The sequence below is a fragment of the Pseudomonas sp. Marseille-Q7302 genome (assembly GCF_965111925.1).
The window spans coordinates 2,293,974-2,311,076 of the sequence record NZ_CBCOPK010000001.1 but is presented as its reverse complement, the minus strand read 5'-3'; the positions used below and the strand labels follow the sequence as shown (position 1 = coordinate 2,311,076).

The window sequence follows — 17,103 nt, the reverse complement described above, 5'->3', positions numbered from 1 at the left end:
CACACTCTGGCACTGGCGAATGAGTAGCCGTTGACCTTTCGTTCATTCGAATGATGTCAATTGGCCGCCTGACGGTAGCATTCAAGCTCCACCGTCCTGCCGCCCAGAGCCTTTTCCATGTCCTCGCTTGGAAAGCTGTCACCCGATATCGCCGCCGCCCGCACGGTGACGCATCGCCTCGTCCTGTTGTTGCTGGGGTTCTTCGCGCTGGCCATCGTGCTGACGCGCCTGCCCACCTTCATCAACGCCTCCAGCGGCGAGACCTGGCAGATTCGCGGCGGGCAGATTCCGTTGATGCAGTATCCCTCCATGCCCGAACGTAGCGTGGTCGCCAACCGCCAGCTGATCACCCTGCTCAACCCCGGTGATCGCATCCTGGTCCTGGACAGCGCGCCCTTCCGCCCCTGGAAGAAGGTCATGCTGATCGGTGAAGACAGCCGCGTCGGCTGGATTCGCGTCACGCCGGCCCTGGGGGCGGTTCGGGTGGAGTGACGGCGGCCCCGGACCGCGACGACAGCAGCCGCATGACCCGGGTGTCATGCCAGCGATACCAGCGTTCATGGCCCAGCCGTTGCGCCTCACGATGCTCCGGATGGGCTCCCCAGGCCGCTGCGGAGGCCTGGTCGACCCAGTAGGACAGCGTGATGCCCAGGCCATCGGCGCCACGCACCGACTCCACCCCCAGAAAGCCCGGCTGCTCCTGCGCCAGCTCCAGCATGCGCCTGGCCATCCGCTCATAGCCGGGATCCTCGTCCGCGCGCTGTGAGACGAAGGCGACGACCACACAGTCCTCAGGCACGGCCACCCGGCTCATGGCTGCCCTGCCCGGGCGGCGATAACCGCCTTCAGCCAGGACCGCACCGCCACGGGCACCTTCCCGGCCAGCGCTTCGCGTTCCGGCTGGTAGAGGGTGCCGAAATGACAGGGATGGGTCTGGAGTTCGAAGGCGACCGGCAGCTCTTCGTCATCCCAGGCCAGCACGCGCCAGCCCGCGGCGAGCAGCGCCGGCAGGTAGTCGGCATTCACGCCGAAGCGACAATGATAGGCAGCCCCGGCCCGCTCGCTTCCGTCCAGCCCTATCAGCCGCGAATCCGCTAGCAGACGGAGTTCATTGTGAAATTCAACGCGGGCACAGCTCAGCGGCGCCAGCAATGCCCGTGTCGTCAGTGGATTTTCCTCGGCGTGGGCGGCATCGGCCCAGCCCAGCACCGAGTGGGCGTATTCCAGCAAGGCATACTGCAGACCGCCGCAGGTACCGAGAAACGGAATCCGCTGCTCCCGGACCATGCGGATCGTCGCCAGGACACCTGCACGCGTGAGGAAAGGTCCGACCGACTCTAGGGCGTCAAGGCCAAGGTTTTAATAGGCGTCAGGGTCAGCAGGCCTTGCGCCGCTGCCCTGTCGAGCGCAGCCGTACCGGCTGCTCCTGTTGGGCACTGGATCTCCCCAAAAAACACGCCCGGTACAGTGCTGTACCCGGGCGTTGGGATGCCGCGTGGATCAAGGCGCCGGATTGGGCTGGGCGACGTGGATGGCTTCGATGGCGGCCAGCGTTTCGCTGTCCAGTACCAGTTCGCTGCTCGCCAGATTGCTTTCCAGCTGGGCGAGCGAGGTGGCACCGATGATGTTGCTGGTCACGAAGGGGCGGCTGGTAACGAAAGCCAGGGCCATCTGCGCCGGATCCAGACCACGGTCCCGCGCCAACTCGACATAGGCCTGGGCGGCACGCTGCGCCTGGGGATTGCTGTAGCGCTGGAAGCGCTCGAACAGGGTCAGCCGCGCACCGTCCGGACGGGCGCCCTGCAGGTACTTGCCGGCCAGCACGCCAAAGGCGAGCGGCGAATAGGCCAGCAAGCCCACCTGCTCACGGATGGCCTGCTCGGCCAGACCGACTTCGAAGCTGCGATTGAGCAGGTTGTAGGGATTCTGGATGGAGACCACCCGTGGCCAGCCCCGAGTCTCGCTCAGGTGCAGAAACTGCTGTACGCCCCAGGGCGTCTCGTTGGACAGGCCCACATGGCGGACCTTGCCCGCGCGCACCAGGCCGTCGAGGGCTTCGAGAGTCTCTTCCAGGGGCGTGAAGGCCGCCCCGCTGTGCTCATAACCCAGCTGACCGAAGTAGTTCGTCCGGCGATCCGGCCAGTGCAGCTGGTAGAGATCCAGGTAGTCGGTGTTGAGGCGCTTGAGACTGGCATCCAGCGCCGCGGTGAGATTGGCCTTGGTGAACGCCAGCCCGCCCTCGCGGATATAGTCCATGTCGCGCCCGGGACCGGCCGCCTTGCTGGCCAGTATCCAGTCGGCGCGGTCACCCTGCTGGCGGAAATAGTTGCCGATGATGGTTTCGGTACGGGTATAGGTTTCGGCGCGCGGCGGTACCGGATACATCTCCGCCGTGTCGATGAAGTTGACCCCGGCAGCCTTGGCAGCGCGCAGCTGCTCGAAGGCCTCGGCTTCGGTGTTCTGCTCACCCCAGGTCATGGTGCCCAGCGCGATGGCGCTAACCTTGAGATCGGTACGACCCAGCGATCGAAAGTGCATCTGGAAGCTCTCTGTTCGTGCGGAAGTCGTACAAGTTATCAGGAGCCCGAGGGGTCTGCCCATCGCTCAACGGGGTCTTTTGGTCATCCCCCGCCGGGCCGCACTCGCCAGGGGCATTGTGAATCCGTAGAATGCCGCCCCGCCTCAGCGCCCTGGGTTCCCTCACCCCAGGTAATCAAAAAAGGACTGCCCATGTCTGCCTTGCCTGCTACCCCGCGGCGTGCCCTGGTGGCCGCCCTCGTCGGTTTCCACATCCTCATCATCATCGCCAGCAATTACCTGGTGCAGCTCCCGCTGCAGCTCTTCGGCTGGCATACCACCTGGGGCGCCTTCAGCTTCCCCTTCATCTTCCTGGCCACCGACCTTACCGTCCGGGTAATGGGCAAGGCTCCTGCGCGCCAGGTCATCGCGCGGGTAATGGTCCCGGCGCTGGTGGTCTCCTACCTGGTTTCCGTGCTGTTCCAGGACGGCGGCTTCCAGGGCTGGACGGCGCTGGCCGTGGTCAACGTCTTTGTCCTGCGCATTTCGCTGGCCAGCTTTTGCGCCTACGTGCTCGGCCAACTGCTCGACATTCAGGTGTTCGACCGGCTGCGGCGCTCACCCCACTGGTGGCTGGCGCCAACCGCCTCGACCCTGTTCGGCAATGGGCTCGATACCCTCGCCTTCTTCTTCGTGGCCTTCTGGCGCAGCGACAACCCCTTCATGGCCAGTCACTGGCCGGAGATCGCCCTGGTCGACTATGGCGTCAAGCTGACGGTCAGCCTGCTGCTCTTCGTGCCGCTCTACGGGGTGCTGTTGCGCTCCCTGGTGCCCCAGGCCCTGGCGCGCCGCCCTGATCTGGCCTGAGGCCAGGATTGCTGGCGAGCGCGGCTTCGGCCTAGAGTGACGACCCGCTCCCCGCATCAGGCCTCGCCATGCTCGCCACCGCCCTCGCCCGCTTCCCGCGCCTGACGCTACAACCCTCGGCAACCCCGCTGGATGTCCTGCCACGGCTGTCGGCGGAACTTGGCCGACCGATCTATTGCAAGCGCGACGACACCACCAGCCTGGCCCTGGGCGGCAACAAGGTGCGCAAGCTGGAGTACCTCGTCGCCGAGGCCCTGGCTGCAGGTGCCGACACCCTGGTGACCGCGGGCGCCATCCAGTCCAACCACGTTCGCCAGACCGCGGCCGTCGCGGCCCAGCAGGGGCTGGAGTGCGTGGCCCTGCTGGAAAATCCCCTCGGCACAACAGATCCCGGTTATCTGCACGGCGGCAATCGCCTTCTACTGGAGCTGTTTGGCGCCCAGATCCGTTCGGTCGCGGCCCTCGATGATCCGCTCAATCAGCTGGAAGCCGAGGCCGAGCGTCTGCGCCAGCAGGGGCGCACGCCACGTGTGATCCCCATCGGCGGTTCAAGCGCCCTGGGTGCTCTCGGCTATGTCCGCGCCGGCCTGGAGCTGGCCGGGCAACTGGATGCCCTGAACCTGCAACCGGCCGCCGTCATTCTCGCCTCCGGCAGCGCCGGCACCCAGGCCGGGCTGGACCTCGCCTTCCATCATCTGCGACCGGGCATGCCGGTGATCGGCATCACCGTCTCACGCACTCAGGCCGAGCAGTTGCCCAAGGTGACCCTGTTGCGCCAACAACTCGCCGAGCTGCTGGAAGTCACCGCGCCTGAGGATCCCCCGGTGTTGCGCGACGGCTACTTTGGCCCACGCTATGGCGAACCCAATCCCGGCACCCTGGCCGCCATCCGCTGCCTGGGCCGCCTGGAAGGCCTGGTGCTGGATCCGGTCTATACCGGCAAGGCCATGGCCGGCCTGCTGGACCTGGTGACTACCGATGCCTTGCCACCCGGGCCAGTGGTGTTCCTGCACACCGGCGGGGCGCCGGGCACCTTTGCCTACGGCGATTGGTTGGCTTGATCGGCTAGCCAACTGACTGGGCGATGGCATAACGTCAGCAGTTTTCGGACTTGGGATGTCAGATCAGACACCCTCATAGTGGCGCACCCTCATACACTCAAGGATCACCTCATGCGCAAACCTCTCTCCCAGCGTCTGTTCCGTAGTGCTGCCCTGTTGCTGGCCCTGGGCCTGGCGCACCAGGCCACCGCTCAGGCCGAAGACCTGCTGCAGACCGTCAAGCAGCGCGGCCAGCTCGTCGTCGGGCTGGAGGGTACCTACCCGCCCTTCAGCTTCCAGGACGAGCAGGGCCAGCTGACCGGTTTCGAAGTGGACTTCGCCAAGGCCCTGGCCAAGGAACTGGGCGTCGATGCCAAGATCCAGCCCGGCAAGTGGGACGGCCTGTTGGCCGCCCTTGAGTCACGTCGCCTGGATGTGGTGATCAATCAGGTGACCATCAGCGAGGAGCGCAAGAAGAAATACGACTTCTCCACCCCCTACACCGTCTCCGGCATCCAGGCCCTGGTACGCAAGGACGACGTCGACAGCATCAAGACCGCCGCCGATCTCGCCGGCAAGAAGGTCGGCGTCGGTCTGGGCACCAACTATGAGCAGTGGCTGCGCCAGAACGTACCCAAGGCGGATGTCCGCACCTACGAAGACGACCCGACCAAATACCAGGACCTGCGCGTAGGCCGCATCGACGCCATCCTCGTCGACCGCCTGGCCGCCCTGGAGCTGCTGTCCAAGACCAAGGACCGCCTGGCACTGGCCGGCGAACCCTTCAGCCGTCAGGAATCGGGCGTCGCCGAGCGCAAGGGCGATCCGGAATTCCACGCCGCGGTCGACCAGGCCATCGCCAAGCTGCGCGCTGACGGCACCCTGGCGAAGATCTCCGAGAAGTGGTTCAAGGCCGACGTCACCCAATGAGTGGCACCCTTCAGCTCCTGCTCGATTCGCTGCCCTTCCTGCTGAAGGGCGCGATCTGGACCGTGGTCCTGAGCCTTGGCGGCATGTTCTTCGGACTGCTGCTGGGCTTCGGCCTGGCCCTGTTGCGGCGTTCATCCAATCTGCTGCTACGTAGCCTCGCGCGGCTGTACATCTCGTTTTTCCGGGGTACGCCGCTGCTGGTGCAGTTGTTCGTCATCTACTACGGCCTGCCCGAGCTGGGCCTGCAACTCGATCCGCTCCCGGCGGCACTGATCGGCTTCTCGCTGAACATGGCGGCCTATACGGCGGAGATCATTCGCTCGGCCATCGGTGCCATCGACCGCGGCCAATGGGAAGCCGCCGCCAGCATCGGCATGACGCCTCTGCAGACCCTGAGACGCGCCATCCTGCCCCAGGCCCTGCGCATCGCCCTGCCACCGCTGGGCAACAGCTTCATTTCACTGGTGAAGGACACCTCGCTGGCCGCCACCATCCAGGTGCCCGAACTCTTCCGCCAGGCCCAGCTGATCACCGCCCGCACCTTCGAGATCTTCAGTCTCTATCTGGCGGCAGCCCTGCTCTACTGGATCCTCGCCAGCCTGCTGTCCACCTTGCAGAACCGGCTGGAACGGCACTACGGGCGCCACATCAACGAACGAGGCCAGTCATGATCCAGGTGAAGGGGCTGTCCAAGTCCTTCCGGCAGCAGACCGTGCTCCAGGCCATCGATCTGGAGGTAGCCCAGGGCGAGGTGGTGGCCATCATCGGCCCCAGCGGTTCGGGCAAGACCACCCTGTTGCGCTGCCTGAACCTGCTGGAAACGCCGGATGCCGGCAGCATCCGCTTGGGCGAGTTGACCATCGACGTGAGCCGGCCGCTGAAATCCCAGCAGGCGACCATCCGCCAGGTGCGCCAGCGCATGGGTTTCGTTTTCCAGAACTTCAATCTGTTTCCCCATCGCACCGCGCTGGAGAACGTAATCGAAGGCCCGCTCATCGTCCAGGGCGAGGACCGTGCCAGCGCCCTCGCCCACGGCCGCGAACTCTTGTCCAAGGTCGGCCTGGCCGACAAGGCCGACAGCTATCCAGGGCAGTTGTCCGGTGGGCAGCAGCAACGGGTCGCCATCGCTCGCGCGCTGGCCATGCGGCCTCAGGCCATTCTTTTCGACGAACCGACTTCGGCGCTCGATCCCGAGCGGGTCGGCGAGGTGCTGGAGACGATTCGTGGGCTGGCCCAGGAAGGCCGTACCCTGCTCATCGTGACCCATGAGATGGCGTTCGCCCGCGACGTCGCCCACCGCGTGCTGTTCATGGACGGTGGCCACATCGTCGAACAGGGCCCGGCGGCCGAGCTGTTCAATCGACCGCGGGAGGAACGAACCCGGCGTTTTCTTGCCAAGTTCGTTCGTGATAGCGCTGCCGACTACTCCTGAGCCAGACCGGCACACCCCTGCAGGCTGGCCTGACTGACGTTGCTGTTGGCTGGCACGCCATGGGTCAGCCAGACGTTGCCGCCAATGGTCGAGCCCTGGCCGATGGTGATGCGCCCGAGGATGGTGGCCCCGGCATAGATCACCACGTCGTCCTCGACGATGGGGTGGCGCGGATGCCCCTTCTTGAGGTTGCCCTCGGCATCGGCCGGGAAGCGCTTGGCGCCCAGGGTCACCGCCTGATAGATGCGTACCCGGTCACCGATGATGCAGGTCTCGCCAATCACCACGCCGGTACCATGGTCGATGAAGAAGCCTTCGCCGATCTGGGCGCCCGGGTGGATGTCGATGCCAGTGGCCGAATGTGCCCGCTCGCTCACCATGCGCGCCAGCAGCGGCAGCCCGCTGCGATAGAAATGATGGGCGATGCGGTGGTGGATCATGGCGTGGATGCCCGGATAGCAGAGCAGCACCTCGTCCACGCTGCGCGCGGCCGGGTCGCCCTGGTAGGCGGCGATGACGTCGGTGTCCAGCAGACGGCGCAGATCTGGCAGGGCCAGGGCGAAGGCCTGTACCAGCCGCCGGGCCTCGTCGGCGCGATCGACACCGTTCTCACCACGCTGTTTGCCGAAATAGTCGAGCTCCAGCTTCGCCTGGATCATCAGGGCATTGAGCGCGCGTTCCAGTTCGAAGCCGACATAGAAGTCCTCGCTTTCCTGGCGCAGCTGATCCGGTCCGAGCCGCAGCGGAAAGAGCGCGCCGCTCAGGGATTCGATCACGCTGGCCATGACACTGCGTGATGGCAGTTCGCGGCCGCTGAATTCACGGAAGCGCCCGTGCGTTTCGCGCCATTGGCTGCGTGCGGCATGCAGTTCGCCAACGATGCGACTCAGCTGCCAGTCGTTGCCACCCGTGGGTTGCCCATTAAATTCGCTCATAAGTCATCTACCCAGTTGCCAGGCTGACGAGGATAAAGTATCCGATCATCCCTGACAGCCTGCGTCGCACCAGGCGCGGTAAGCTGTCGCCCTTCGCCCATCAAGGAGTGCTCCATGATCGCCTCCCCGCTGGTCACCGCCGCCTGGCTGCAAGATCAACTCGGCCGCACGGATCTCATGATCCTCGATGCCAGTCTCTATCTACCGAACGAGCCTCAGGTCGCCGACGAAACCTATCGGCAGCAGCACATTCCCGGTGCCCTGCGTTTCGACATCGAACACTTTTCCGATCCGGATACGCCGCTGCCGCACATGGTACCCAGCGCCGGGCGCTTCGCCAGACTCACTGGCGAGCTAGGTGTCACACCCACGACATCCCTGGTGATCTACGACCAGAAGGGCCTCTTTTCCGCCGCTCGCGCCTGGTGGCTATTCCGCCTGTTCGGTCACGATCAGGTCGCGGTCCTGGATGGCGGCCTGCCGCTCTGGCGTGACCAGGGGCTGCCACTGGAAGCTGGCGTGAACCAGCCCGTGCCCCAGCCGCCCTATCCCACCATCCTCAACAATCGCCTGCTCTGCGGCCTGGGCGACGTCCAGACCGCACTTAGCGTAGGCCAGACCCAGGTGCTGGATGCGCGTGGCGCCAAGCGCTTCACTGGCGAGATCCCCGAGCCACGCCCGGGCGTGGCATCCGGCCATATGCCTGGTAGCCAAAGCCTCCCCTATGACAGCCTGCTCGCCGAAGACGGCACCCTGTTGCCACCCCAGGAATTGCGCCAGCGCTTCCAGGCACTGGGCGTCGATGGCCTGCATCCGGTGATCACCAGTTGCGGCAGCGGCGTTACCGCGGCGGTCCTGCTGCTCGCGCTCAATGTCGCAGGGCTGCCGGATGGGCGACTCTACGACGGCTCCTGGAGCGAATGGGGGCAGCACCCGGCCACCATCAAGGTCCTAGGCTCCGCCTAGCGCCGGGCTTGCCAGCGCTAAGACTCTGATTTCACACAAAACCTGTAGTATTCGATAGAGACGCCCAATCGCCGACATCGCCTTTAACAATGAGGTGAATCGTCAAAATGCGATTAGTATGCGTCCTATCGATTTCAACCCTGACTTAAACCCATCAAGGAGTCATCAATGTCCCTGATCAACACCGAAGTGAAGCCTTTCACCGCGACCGCCTACCACAACGGCAAATTCGTCCAGGTGACTGAGGCCGATCTGAAGGGCAAGTGGTCCGCCATCGTCTTCTACCCGGCTGACTTCACCTTCGTGTGCCCCACCGAACTGGAAGACCTTGCTGACCTGTACCCCGAGTTCCAGAAGCTGGGCGTCGAGATCTACGGCGTGTCCTGCGACACCCATTTCGCCCACAAGGCCTGGCACGACACCTCGGACGCCATCAAGAAGGTCAACTACCCGCTGGTTGGCGACCCCACCGCGCGCCTGGCACGCAACTTCGAAGTCCTGATCGAAGAAGAAGGTCTGGCCCTGCGTGGCACCTTCCTGATCAACCCGGAAGGCCAGATCAAGCTGTGCGAAATCCACGACAACGGCATCGGCCGTGACGCCAGCGAGCTGCTGCGCAAGGTCCGCGCTGCCCAGTACGTCGCCAACCACCCGGGCGAAGTCTGCCCCGCCAAATGGAAAGAAGGCGAAGCGACCCTGACCCCCTCGCTGGACCTGGTCGGCAAGATCTAACGCCCGCCTGATCTAGCCCGAGCGCCCGGGCGCCTTGCCCGCGCGCTCTTTTTTTGCCCATTTTTTACGGAAGCCACGTCGCCATGTTGGACGCAAATCTGAAAGCCCAGCTCAAGACCTACCTCGAACGCGTCACGCGCCCCATCGAGATCGTCGCGTCCCTCGACGATGGCGCGAAGTCCCGTGAAATGCACAGCTTGCTGCAGGACATCGCCAGCCTGTCCGATCAGGTGAGCCTCAGCACCGACGGCAGCGATGAGCGTCGTCCCTCCTTCGCCCTGCTGACCCCCGGCCAGAACATCAACCTGCGCTTCGCCGGCCTGCCCATGGGCCATGAATTCACGTCCCTGGTACTGGCACTGCTGCAGGTCGGCGGCCATCCATCCAAGGCCAGCCAGGATGTCATTGAGCAGGTCAAGGCCCTCGACGGCGACTACCAGTTCGAAACCTATTTCTCCCTGTCCTGCCAGAACTGCCCGGACGTGGTCCAGGCGCTGAACCTGATGGCCGTGCTCAATCCCCGGGTCAAGCACGTCGCCGTGGACGGCGCCCTGTTCCAGGAAGAAGTCGAGCGCCGCCAGATCATGGCCGTGCCTAGCGTCTACCTCAACGGCGAACCCTTCGGCCAAGGCCGCATGGGCCTGGAAGAAATCGTCGCCAAGCTCGACACCGGCGCCGCTGCCCGCTCCGCCGACAAGCTCAACGCCAAGGACGCCTTCGACGTCCTGGTCATCGGCGGTGGCCCTGCCGGTGCCGCGGCAGCCGTCTACGCCGCACGCAAGGGCATCCGTACCGGCGTCGCCGCCGAGCGCTTCGGCGGTCAGGTGCTGGATACCCTGGCCATTGAGAACTTCATCTCCATCAAGGAGACCGAAGGTCCCAAGCTCGCCATGGCGCTGGAAGAACACGTCAAGCAGTATGAAGTCGACATCATGAATCTGCAGCGCGCCGAGCAGCTGATTCCGGCTCATGAAGCCGGCGGCCTGCACGAAGTCCGCTTCGCCGATGGCGGCTCGCTCAAGGCCAAGACGCTGATCCTCGCCACCGGTGCCCGCTGGCGTGAAATGAACGTTCCAGGCGAACGGGAATACCGCAACCGCGGCGTGGCCTACTGCCCCCACTGCGATGGCCCCCTGTTCAAGGGCAAGCGCGTTGCCGTGATCGGCGGTGGTAACTCGGGTGTCGAGGCCGCCATCGACCTCGCCGGCATCGTCGCCCAGGTGACCCTGATCGAATACGACGGTCAGCTGCGTGCCGACGCCGTGCTGCAGCGCAAGCTGTTCAGCCTGCCCAACGTGACCGTCATCACCAGCGCCCTCACTAGCGAAGTGAAAGGTGATGGTCAAAAAGTCGACGGTTTGGTCTACAAGGATCGCAATTCCAGCGAGTTCCATCACATCGAGCTCGAAGGCGTCTTTGTGCAGATCGGTCTGGTCCCCAATACCGATTGGCTCAAGGGCACCGTAGAGTTGTCGCCGCGTGGCGAGATCGAAGTGGACGCCCGCTGCCAGACCTCCCTACCTGGCGTCTTCGCCGCAGGCGACGTCACCACCGTGCCTTACAAGCAGATCGTCATCGCCCTGGGCGAAGGTGCCAAGGCGTCCCTGGCTGCCTTCGATCACATGATTCGCACCAGCGCCTAATCGATCCGCTCTCCTTTTCCCGCCCGGCATCTGCCGGGCTTTTTTTGCCTGTGCGTTTCCCGAGCGCCTTGGCATGTTTCTCGCTGCAACCTAACCAAGCGTCATAAAGATGGGCACGAACGGTCTAGGAGTTCTCCTCGGACTTTCGTTAGGATCTTATGGCCGGGTCCTGCAGACCTGGCAGCTCCAGCGGTTGAGGAACAGGCCATTCATGCACAGACAGATTTCTTCCAGCATCCACGACTCCTATCCACCCAAACTCGCGCCTGCCACGCCGCTCACCCATCCGCAGCTCGTCGCCTCTCTGGAAGCCACCCTGGCTCAACGCCAGCCTGGCCCCGTCTGGCTGTTCGCCTACGGCTCGCTGATCTGGCGCCCCGAGTGCCCGGCCGTCGCCGTACGCCGCGCGCGGGTGCATGGCTATCACCGCGGCCTCTATCTCTGGTCGCAGCTGCATCGCGGTACACCGGAGCAGCCTGGCCTGGTACTGGGCCTGGATCGTGGCGGTTCCTGCTCGGGCTTCGCCTACCAATTGCCCGATGAGCAGCTGGATGACCATCTGCTGGCCCTGTGGAAGCGCGAGATGCCGGATGGCTCCTACCGTCCCCGCTGGCTGCAATGCCACCTGGAAGATGGCAGCAAGGTGCAGGCGCTCGGTTTCGTGTTGAAACGCAACCTCCCCTGCTACGCGGGCAATCTGCCGGACGACATCCTCAATCGGGTGCTGACCGAAGCCTCCGGCCATTTCGGCACCACCCTGGAGTACGTCGAACGCACCATTTCAGCGCTCAGGGCCCATGCCATGCCCGATCGTAACCTGGAAGCTCTGCTGCAGCGTTATCGCGGCGCACCGCTGCTGGAGGCGATGCAGGGATGAAATCGCGACAGATCAACCCCAAGAAACTGTTGCTGAGCAAATGGACAGCTGTCCAGCCACGCGAACGGCAAAAGCACTTTATCGTCACCCACGTCCACACCCCTGAAGTCGAGACCGACCCCATCTCGCAAATAGATCTACAAGCCGTTCTCACTCGTCGCACTTGGACGCTGGACTGGCACGAGTTGCAGGATGCAGAATGCTGGCTGCAAGGCTGGCAATGAAACTCCGAACGCAGGGCCGGGATTTTGCGACTAGCATCGCGATATGACGGCACTGTTCTGCAAAGGTGAAACCCTGTAGCAGTCGATGCTGTCACAGTGCCACCTTTGAACAGGAAGCTCTTCCGGATGACCCTTTATGTCGAACTCGCCAGCGCCTTCAACACCCTGAAAGGCGGCTTCGAGCCGTTGCGCTGTGTGATTTCAACAAGAGATCAGCGAGCTTACGATGTCGAGGTCTTTTCCCGCAGCGGCCAGTCGGTACTCAAACGCCCCATAGCCCGTACCGAGCTGCTCGATGCCGCCATGCTCGAAGCCTTCATCTTCGACAGCCGTTCGCGCATCGAACGCGATGCGGACGAAACGCCCTACTGGACGATTCCCTCCTAAACGAAAAAGGCCACTCATACAGGAGTGGCCTTTTTCAATTGGATGGTGCCCGAGGCCGGAATCGAACCGGCACGACCGTGAAGTCGAGGGATTTTAAGTCCCTTGTGTCTACCAGTTTCACCACTCGGGCAAAACCAAACCTACGTAAAGCAGGCTTGTAAAACGTGACCCAGTATTTATACATCCCTGGATGATGAAAAGCCCCGTAGACCTAAATCTACGGGGCTTTCAATAGTGGAGGCCGAGGTCGGAATCGAACCGGCGTACACGGATTTGCAATCCGCTGCATGACCACTCTGCCACCCGGCCTCAAACCTGAATGTCTTGCGACACTCATGTAAAACATGGAGCGGGAAACGAGACTCGAACTCGCGACCCCGACCTTGGCAAGGTCGTGCTCTACCAACTGAGCTATTCCCGCTTGGTGACGGGCGCCATTTTATATGAGCCACCCACCATGTCAAGCCATTGATTCAAAAAACTTATTTCTTTTTCTCAGCGCTCATCAGATGGGGCCAGGCCGCCATCAGATAGGTGTACATGGACCACAGCGTCAGCGCCGCGGCGACGATGAGCAAGGTGTAACCACTGATCACCCAGAAGGTCAGTTGCGGCGGGTTGGCCAACAGGATGACCAGCGCGAGCATTTGCGCCGCCGTCTTCCACTTACCCAGATTCGATACCGCGACCTGTGCCCGTGCACCCAGCTCAGCCATCCATTCGCGCAACGCCGAGACCACGATCTCCCGTCCGACGATGATAACGGCAGGCAGCGTCAGCCATGCATTGGCATGCTCTTGGACGAGCAACACCAAGGCCACGGCCACGATGAGCTTGTCCGCTACCGGGTCCAGAAAGGCACCAAAGGGCGTGCTCTGCCCCAGGCGACGAGCCAGGTACCCATCCAGCCAGTCGGTCGCACAGGCGACCGCAAAGACGGTGCTGGCCGTCCAGTAGCTCCAGTGGACCGGCAGATAGAACAGGATGACGAAGAGCGGAATGAGCAAGACGCGCAGTACGGTAAGCAGATTTGGAATATTCATTGGCGCGGCTATTGATGAACGTGAGGCGATTCTACTCGCTGTGCAAGGCCGCATAAATCTGCTCGGCCAGCTTTTTGCTAATGCTTGGCGCTTTGGCGATTTCCTCGATACTGGCACGCTGCAACTCGCGTAGGCCGCCAAAGTGCTTCAGGAGCTCCTGCCTGCGCTTCGGACCTATACCCGCGACCTCTTCCAGCGACGACGTCCGCCGCGCCTTGCCACGACGTGCGCGGTGCCCGGTGATGGCGAAGCGGTGCGCCTCATCACGAATCTGCTGGATGAGATGCAGTGCCGGCGAATGAGCTGGCAGGGTAAATTCGTTCGAAGGATCGTCCAGATAAAGCACCTCAAGGCCTGGCTTGCGGGTGACACCCTTGGCGACGCCAAGCAGGACCAGGTCCGGTACCGCCAGCTCTCTGAGCACCTCCCGTGCCATGGCCAACTGGCCCTTGCCGCCGTCCACCAACAAAATATCCGGCAGCTTGCCCTCTCCCGCTTTCAGCCTACTGAAGCGTCGGGTGAGCGCCTGATGCATGGCGGCATAGTCATCACCTGCGGTGACGCCTTCGATGTTGTAGCGGCGATAGTCCGACTTCAGCGGCCCCTCTGGCCCAAATACCACGCAAGACGCCACCGTCGCTTCGCCACTGGAATGACTGATATCGAAGCATTCCAGCCGCTGCGGCGGCTCGGGTAGATCCAGCGCTTGCACCAGGGCATCGAAGCGAACCCCCATGTGCTGGCGGTTGGCCAAGCGCGTGTTCAGCGCCTGCTCCGCATTGGTCACCGCCAACTGCTGCCAGCGCGCCCGGGTACCACGCACTCGATGGGTAATGACCAATTGGCGCTTATGTACCTCGGCGAAGGCGTCGATCAGCGTAGCGAAATCCTCATGTACGGAATTCACGATGATCTCTTCAGGCAGATCACGCTCCAGGTAGGCGAGGTAATACTGTTCCAGGAAGGCAGCCAGGACTTCGCTGGAGTCTTCCTCGATACCCACCTCAGGAAAGAAGTTCTTGCTGCCAAGTACGCGCCCACCTCGGACGGTGACCAGATGCACACAGGCTCCGCCAGGATTGACCAGGGCGGCTATGACATCGACATCGCCAGTACCGCCCTCGATGCTCTGTTGGTCCTGCACACGACGGACCAGCGCTACCTGGTCACGCAGCTCCGCCGCTCGCTCAAACTGCAGGTTGACCGAGGCGCTTTCCATCTTGACTTGCAGTTCTTCCGCCAGAGCGTTACTACGCCCTTCGAGAAACATTGCCGAGTGACGCACATCCTCGGCGTACTCCTGCTCGCTTACCAAGGCGACACAGGGGCCCTTGCACCTCTTGATCTGGTACTGCAGGCACGGCCGCGTGCGATTACGGAAATAGTTGTCATCGCACTGCCGTACTTGAAAGGCTTTCTGCAGCAGATTGAGACTTTCGCGAATAGCTCCAGCACTGGGATAGGGTCCAAAGTAGCGTCCCTTCCCCCTCTTCTCTCCACGATGAATGGTCAGCCGAGGATATTGATTCTCGGTGGAGAGATAAACGTAGGGGTAGGACTTATCATCCCTTAGCAGAATGTTGTACGGCGGACGCCATTGCTTGATGAGGTTTTGTTCCAGCAAGAGCGCTTCGGTCTCGTTGCCAGTGATGGTGGTTTCGACCTGGGCGATCTTGGACACCATGGACGCCGTTTTCGGCGCCAGACCGGTCTTTCTGAAATAGCTCGAAAGGCGGTTTTTGAGATTCTTGGCCTTGCCTACATATAAGAGCTTACCGCTCTCATCGAACATCCGATAAACGCCCGGACGCCCACTGCAGCCGGATAAAAAAGCTGCAGCATCGAAAGATTGGCTCATATCAACTCGTTGCATCTACCATGCCGTGGCGAACGGCCAACATGGCCAATTCGACATCGCTGGTAATCGATAATTTCTCGAAGATTCGATAGCGATAGGTGTTCACGGTCTTGGGCGACAGACAAAGCTTGTCGGATATCACCTGGACTTTCTGACAGCCAGCGATCATCAGCGCAATCTGGATCTCACGTTCGGACAGTTGATCGAAAGGAGAGGCTTCGGCCTTCGACTGGAAGGGCTTCAAAGCCAGCTGTTGAGCAATCTGCGCACTGATGTAACGGCGACCTGCGAAGGCCTGCTTGATGGCAGTGATCATCTCTTCGATGTCGGCCCCTTTGGTCAGATACCCAGCCGCTCCTGCCTGCAGGAGGCGGGTCGGAAAGGGATCTTCCTCACAAGCGGTCACGACAACCACCTTCAGATCGGATCGAGTGCGCAAGAGCTTACGCGTGGCTTCAAGTCCGCCGATGCCAGGCATTCGGACATCCATCAGGACGACGTCCGGCTCAAGTTCTCGAGCAAGCTTCAGTGCATTTTCACCACTGTCTGCCTGGCCAACGACCTGGATTCCTGCTACATCCGCCAACATCCTCACGATGCCGGTCCGAACAAGATCATGATCGTCGACAACCAGCACCTTGATCAAAATCGACTCCCCTTCGCTTGCGCTTTCATCGCTTGCGTCACCTAGCAACTGCCCGCGGACCCTAACGTTCAAGGGATAAGATCCTAGGCTACACTATAAATTTGATTGGTCATGCAAAGAAAAAGGGGTACGACGCTGCGCACCCCTTGCCTACCGGCCTTAGGCCACTGGGCATTGTATACCGAAAAAGCCCCGTGAAATGAAGCGGATCTCGGTTCATTCCGGCCCGAATACCAATGCTCTTACCAACGGTACCCTAAGCCCCGCCGCACCACTTCAGGTCCATCTGGAAGACGTCGCAAGTTGGGCTGAGCACCGCGAAGAAAACATGGGATCCACGTCAGGAGACAGCAATGGCGAACTGGTCCTGGAAATTCTGGTCATCGAAGGCGAGGCCACTACCGTCCTGATGCCCGAGGACCGTTCCGCGCCGATGCGTAGCGCCTGGTTCCTGTCCTCCGTGGCTGCCCTACGGTTCACAGTTCCATGGCTATCCATCGCAATGATTGCCTAATCGCGGCCATGACGGTCCGCCGATGCGGCCGCTCCTACACTGAAGCTGGTGTAGGAGCGGCCCATGGCCGCGATAGTCCGGCGCAGCCGGGCTCTCTAGGGCTTTTGCACTCTGCGCTTCCAGCAGCATCCCTCTGGCAGGCCACACTCCCAGCCCGCCGCCACACACTCTAATCCCCTCTCCCCCGGGGAGAGGGGATTAGAGTGAGGGCGACCTCAGCCGCATCTAAGCCGCACGACTTCCAGGCTTCCGCTGACAGGCCTCTCCGCCCAAGTCCCTTGGCGTCTCGCCAAAACTTTTCCCGCCCCAAAGACAACACCCCCGCCAGAGTGAACTGAGCGGGGGTGCTGGGTGTTAGGCGCTTGACGATGACCTACTCTCACATGGGGAAACCCCACACTACCATCGGCGATGCATCGTTTCACTTCTGAGTTCGGGAAGGGATCAGGTGGTTCCAATGCTCTATGTTCGTCAAGCAATTCGGTTGGCTGA

Annotated in this window: 19 protein-coding genes, 3 tRNA genes, 1 rRNA gene and 1 pseudogene; 13 read left to right on the top strand and 11 right to left on the bottom strand. The window is 62.3% G+C overall.

From position 1 onward, the window contains the following. The first annotated feature begins 117 nt into the window (after nucleotides 1-117). Nucleotides 118-492 carry a hypothetical protein gene (locus tag ACWPW1_RS10910; RefSeq protein WP_271654714.1) on the top strand — a complete coding sequence of 125 codons (375 nt, stop codon included), beginning with the start codon at nucleotides 118-120 and terminating at the stop codon, nucleotides 490-492. Here ACWPW1_RS10910 and ACWPW1_RS10905 read toward each other — a convergent pair. From ACWPW1_RS10905 to ACWPW1_RS10895, 3 genes are all read right to left on the bottom strand, one after another. Further along, nucleotides 458-814, bottom strand: a complete 357-nt coding sequence (locus ACWPW1_RS10905) for an antibiotic biosynthesis monooxygenase family protein (protein WP_454252903.1) — start codon at nucleotides 812-814, stop codon at nucleotides 458-460. The genes ACWPW1_RS10910 and ACWPW1_RS10905 overlap by 35 nt on opposite strands. Then, on the bottom strand, nucleotides 811-1,302 hold the full coding sequence (locus tag ACWPW1_RS10900) for a hypothetical protein (RefSeq protein WP_454253912.1): 492 nt from the start codon (nucleotides 1,300-1,302) through the stop codon (nucleotides 811-813). Before ACWPW1_RS10900 ends, ACWPW1_RS10905 begins: the two co-directional genes overlap by 4 nt. A gap of 198 nt (nucleotides 1,303-1,500) precedes the next feature. Further along, complete coding sequence (locus ACWPW1_RS10895; protein WP_434776471.1) at nucleotides 1,501-2,538, bottom strand: NADP(H)-dependent aldo-keto reductase; 1,038 nt, start codon at nucleotides 2,536-2,538, stop codon at nucleotides 1,501-1,503. 192 nt (nucleotides 2,539-2,730) lie between these two features. Here ACWPW1_RS10895 and ACWPW1_RS10890 point away from each other — a divergent pair, with 192 nt between their 5' ends. From ACWPW1_RS10890 to tcyN, 5 genes are all read left to right on the top strand, one after another. Next, a complete protein-coding gene (locus tag ACWPW1_RS10890; RefSeq protein ID WP_059314750.1) occupies nucleotides 2,731-3,384 on the top strand; it encodes a 7-cyano-7-deazaguanine/7-aminomethyl-7-deazaguanine transporter in 654 nt (217 codons plus the stop codon). A gap of 68 nt (nucleotides 3,385-3,452) precedes the next feature. Continuing rightward, entirely contained in the window at nucleotides 3,453-4,445 is a 993-nt protein-coding gene (locus tag ACWPW1_RS10885) for a D-cysteine desulfhydrase (protein ID WP_434776470.1), read from the top strand. 111 nt (nucleotides 4,446-4,556) lie between these two features. Then, nucleotides 4,557-5,354, top strand: coding sequence for a cystine ABC transporter substrate-binding protein (tcyJ, locus tag ACWPW1_RS10880; protein ID WP_434776469.1), 798 nt, complete (start codon nucleotides 4,557-4,559; stop codon nucleotides 5,352-5,354). Then, the gene (gene tcyL / locus ACWPW1_RS10875) at nucleotides 5,351-6,025 is read left to right on the top strand and encodes a cystine ABC transporter permease (protein WP_059314747.1); all 675 of its coding nucleotides are present in this window, start codon (nucleotides 5,351-5,353) and stop codon (nucleotides 6,023-6,025) included. Before tcyJ ends, tcyL begins: the two co-directional genes overlap by 4 nt. After that, a complete protein-coding gene (gene tcyN / locus ACWPW1_RS10870; RefSeq protein ID WP_454252902.1) occupies nucleotides 6,022-6,786 on the top strand; it encodes an L-cystine ABC transporter ATP-binding protein TcyN in 765 nt (254 codons plus the stop codon). The genes tcyL and tcyN overlap by 4 nt, the downstream gene beginning before the upstream one ends. On the opposite strand, the gene epsC is transcribed toward tcyN, so the two are convergent. Then, nucleotides 6,777-7,721 carry a serine O-acetyltransferase EpsC gene (epsC, locus tag ACWPW1_RS10865; protein WP_059314745.1) on the bottom strand — a complete coding sequence of 315 codons (945 nt, stop codon included), beginning with the start codon at nucleotides 7,719-7,721 and terminating at the stop codon, nucleotides 6,777-6,779. The two genes, tcyN and epsC, sit on opposite strands and share 10 nt — an antisense overlap. A 114-nt stretch (nucleotides 7,722-7,835) precedes the next feature. Here epsC and sseA point away from each other — a divergent pair, with 114 nt between their 5' ends. The 6 genes from sseA to ACWPW1_RS10835 all read left to right on the top strand — a co-directional run bounded on the left by sseA (nucleotide 7,836) and on the right by ACWPW1_RS10835 (nucleotide 12,550). After that, nucleotides 7,836-8,687 carry a 3-mercaptopyruvate sulfurtransferase gene (gene sseA, locus ACWPW1_RS10860; protein WP_434776467.1) on the top strand — a complete coding sequence of 284 codons (852 nt, stop codon included), beginning with the start codon at nucleotides 7,836-7,838 and terminating at the stop codon, nucleotides 8,685-8,687. Nucleotides 8,688-8,855: 168 nt separating this feature from the next. Further along, nucleotides 8,856-9,419, top strand: coding sequence for an alkyl hydroperoxide reductase subunit C (ahpC, locus tag ACWPW1_RS10855; protein WP_059314743.1), 564 nt, complete (start codon nucleotides 8,856-8,858; stop codon nucleotides 9,417-9,419). A gap of 83 nt (nucleotides 9,420-9,502) precedes the next feature. Then, nucleotides 9,503-11,062, top strand: a complete 1,560-nt coding sequence (gene ahpF / locus ACWPW1_RS10850) for an alkyl hydroperoxide reductase subunit F (RefSeq protein WP_313647563.1) — start codon at nucleotides 9,503-9,505, stop codon at nucleotides 11,060-11,062. A gap of 211 nt (nucleotides 11,063-11,273) precedes the next feature. Further along, nucleotides 11,274-11,939 carry a gamma-glutamylcyclotransferase gene (locus ACWPW1_RS10845; RefSeq protein WP_059314741.1) on the top strand — a complete coding sequence of 222 codons (666 nt, stop codon included), beginning with the start codon at nucleotides 11,274-11,276 and terminating at the stop codon, nucleotides 11,937-11,939. Next, the gene (locus tag ACWPW1_RS10840) at nucleotides 11,936-12,163 is read left to right on the top strand and encodes a TIGR02450 family Trp-rich protein (RefSeq protein WP_059314740.1); all 228 of its coding nucleotides are present in this window, start codon (nucleotides 11,936-11,938) and stop codon (nucleotides 12,161-12,163) included. The genes ACWPW1_RS10845 and ACWPW1_RS10840 overlap by 4 nt, the downstream gene beginning before the upstream one ends. Nucleotides 12,164-12,289: 126 nt before the next feature. Beyond that, nucleotides 12,290-12,550, top strand: coding sequence for a hypothetical protein (locus ACWPW1_RS10835; RefSeq protein ID WP_059314739.1), 261 nt, complete (start codon nucleotides 12,290-12,292; stop codon nucleotides 12,548-12,550). 43 nt (nucleotides 12,551-12,593) lie between these two features. On the opposite strand, the gene ACWPW1_RS10830 is transcribed toward ACWPW1_RS10835, so the two are convergent. From ACWPW1_RS10830 to gacA, 6 genes are all read right to left on the bottom strand, one after another. Continuing rightward, nucleotides 12,594-12,680 (bottom strand) — tRNA-Leu (locus ACWPW1_RS10830). Between the two features lie 105 nt (nucleotides 12,681-12,785). Next, a tRNA-Cys gene (locus ACWPW1_RS10825) sits at nucleotides 12,786-12,859 on the bottom strand. 36 nt (nucleotides 12,860-12,895) lie between these two features. Then, nucleotides 12,896-12,971: transfer RNA gene (locus tag ACWPW1_RS10820), tRNA-Gly, on the bottom strand. Between the two features lie 61 nt (nucleotides 12,972-13,032). Further along, the gene (gene pgsA / locus ACWPW1_RS10815) at nucleotides 13,033-13,593 is read right to left on the bottom strand and encodes a CDP-diacylglycerol--glycerol-3-phosphate 3-phosphatidyltransferase (protein WP_434776466.1); all 561 of its coding nucleotides are present in this window, start codon (nucleotides 13,591-13,593) and stop codon (nucleotides 13,033-13,035) included. A 31-nt stretch (nucleotides 13,594-13,624) separates the two neighbouring features. Further along, on the bottom strand, nucleotides 13,625-15,451 hold the full coding sequence (uvrC, locus tag ACWPW1_RS10810; RefSeq protein ID WP_434776465.1) for an excinuclease ABC subunit UvrC: 1,827 nt from the start codon (nucleotides 15,449-15,451) through the stop codon (nucleotides 13,625-13,627). Nucleotide 15,452: 1 nt separating this feature from the next. Next, nucleotides 15,453-16,097, bottom strand: a complete 645-nt coding sequence (gene gacA, locus ACWPW1_RS10805; protein WP_059316865.1) for a response regulator transcription factor GacA — start codon at nucleotides 16,095-16,097, stop codon at nucleotides 15,453-15,455. 355 nt (nucleotides 16,098-16,452) lie between these two features. Between gacA and ACWPW1_RS10800 the strand changes: the two are divergent. Then, nucleotides 16,453-16,608, top strand: a pseudogene (locus ACWPW1_RS10800) (DUF1698 domain-containing protein); the annotation flags it as partial. A gap of 363 nt (nucleotides 16,609-16,971) precedes the next feature. On the opposite strand, the gene rrf reads toward ACWPW1_RS10800, so the two are convergent. Then, a 5S ribosomal RNA gene (gene rrf, locus ACWPW1_RS10795) occupies nucleotides 16,972-17,087 on the bottom strand. Nucleotides 17,088-17,103: the final 16 nt, after the last annotated feature.